The sequence below is a fragment of the Candidatus Streptomyces philanthi genome (assembly GCF_059553635.1).
The window spans coordinates 1-1,713 of the sequence record NZ_JCANQV010000565.1 but is presented as its reverse complement, the minus strand read 5'-3'; the positions used below and the strand labels follow the sequence as shown (position 1 = coordinate 1,713).

2 protein-coding genes are annotated in these 1,713 nt (G+C 72.7%); one reads left to right on the top strand and one right to left on the bottom strand.

All coding sequences use genetic code 11. The features are described from left to right. On the bottom strand, window positions 1-581 hold a 581-nt coding region (locus AC51EU_RS30235), incomplete at its 3' end, for an aminotransferase class I/II-fold pyridoxal phosphate-dependent enzyme (RefSeq protein WP_496270282.1). Window positions 582-726: 145 nt separating this feature from the next. Between AC51EU_RS30235 and bioB the strand changes: the two genes are divergently transcribed. Beyond that, window positions 727-1,713, top strand: a 987-nt coding sequence (gene bioB / locus AC51EU_RS30230; RefSeq protein ID WP_496270281.1) for a biotin synthase BioB, incomplete at its 3' end; no start/stop codon positions are given.

Here is a 1,713-nt window from a genome sequence, read left to right as displayed (position 1 = left end):
GTCACCAGCAGTGCCCGCCCGCCGTGGTCGGCCAGCGCGGCCGCGGCGGCGCCCGGGTCGGCGTGCGGGACGACGCTGGTGCGGGCGCGGGAGAGGCGGCAGCCGTCGATGAGGGAGGCGTGGTTGCCGGCGTCGGAGACGACGAGGGCGTCACGGCCGGTGAGCGCGGTGACCGCGGCGAGGTTCGCGGCGTAGCCGGAGGCGAGCACGAGGGCGGCCTCGAAGCCGCAGAACGCGGCGAGTTCGGTCTCCAGCCGGGTGTGCAGCGCGGTGCTGCCGGTCACCAGGCGGGAGCCGGTGGAGCCGGCGCCCCAGCGCCGCGCGGCGCGGGCGGCGGCCGCGGTCACCTCCGGGTGCCGGGCGAGGCCGAGGTAGTCGTTGCTCGCCAGGTCCAGCAGCGGGGACCGGGCGGGCCGGGGGCGCAGGGTGCGGACGAGTCCGGCGCTGCGGCGTTCGGCGTGCGCCGTGTCGAGCCAGCCGAAGACCGCGCCGTACGCCTCGCGGGAGGGCGGGACGGCGGACGCCGGGGGCGCCGCCGAGAGGGTGTCAGGGGGCTGCGGCAGAGCGGTTTCCTGCGGCATCGGCTTCCTTGTCGATTGTGGGCTGTCGATAGACGTTAGCGGTCGTTACACCCGCCCATGGTGTGGTGATACACACACCCCGGCCCGGCGCCATTGTGGGAATCCTCCTTGGCCGGGGGCGGTGATGTGAGCCAGGATCAAGGCCATGGACCTGTTGAACACGCTGGTGGACAAAGGGCTGCGGCGCGAGGTGCCGACCCGTGAAGAAGCGCTCGCCGTCCTGGCGACGTCCGACGACGACCTGCTCGACGTGGTGGCCGCTGCCGGGAAGGTGCGCCGCCAGTGGTTCGGGCGGCGGGTCAAGCTGAACTACCTCGTCAACCTCAAGTCCGGGCTGTGCCCCGAGGACTGCTCGTACTGCTCGCAGCGCCTCGGCTCGGACGCCGGCGTCCTCAAGTACTCCTGGCTCAAGCCGGACCAGGCCGCCGACGCCGCGGCCGCGGGCGTGGCCGGGGGCGCCAAGCGGGTGTGCCTGGTCGCCAGCGGCCGGGGGCCGACGGACCGCGACGTCGACCGGGTCTCGGAGACCATCTCCGCCATCAAGGAGCAGAACGAGGGCGTCGAGGTGTGTGCCTGCCTGGGGCTGCTCACCGACGGGCAGGCCGAACGGCTGCGCGCCGCGGGCGCCGACGCGTACAACCACAACCTCAACACCTCCGAGTCCGTCTACGGCGACATCTGCACCACGCACGACTTCTCCGACCGGGTCTCGACCGTCCAGCAGGCGCAGGCGGCGGGCCTGTCGGCCTGTTCCGGGCTGATCGCCGGCATGGGCGAGAGCGACGAGGACCTGGTCGACGTCGTCTTCGCCCTGCGGGAGCTGGACCCGGACTCCGTACCGGTCAACTTCCTGATCCCCTTCGAGGGCACGCCCCTGGCGAAGGAGTGGAACCTCACGCCGCAGCGGGCGCTGCGCATCCTGGCGATGGTGCGGTTCGTCTGCCCGGACGTGGAGGTGCGGCTCGCGGGGGGCCGTGAGGTGCATCTGCGGAGCATGCAGCCGCTCGCCCTGCACCTCGTCAACTCCCTGTTCCTCGGTGACTACCTGACGAGTGAAGGCCAGGCGGGCAAGGACGACCTGGCGATGATCGCGGACGCCGGGTTCGAGGTGGAGGGCACCGACACCACGACG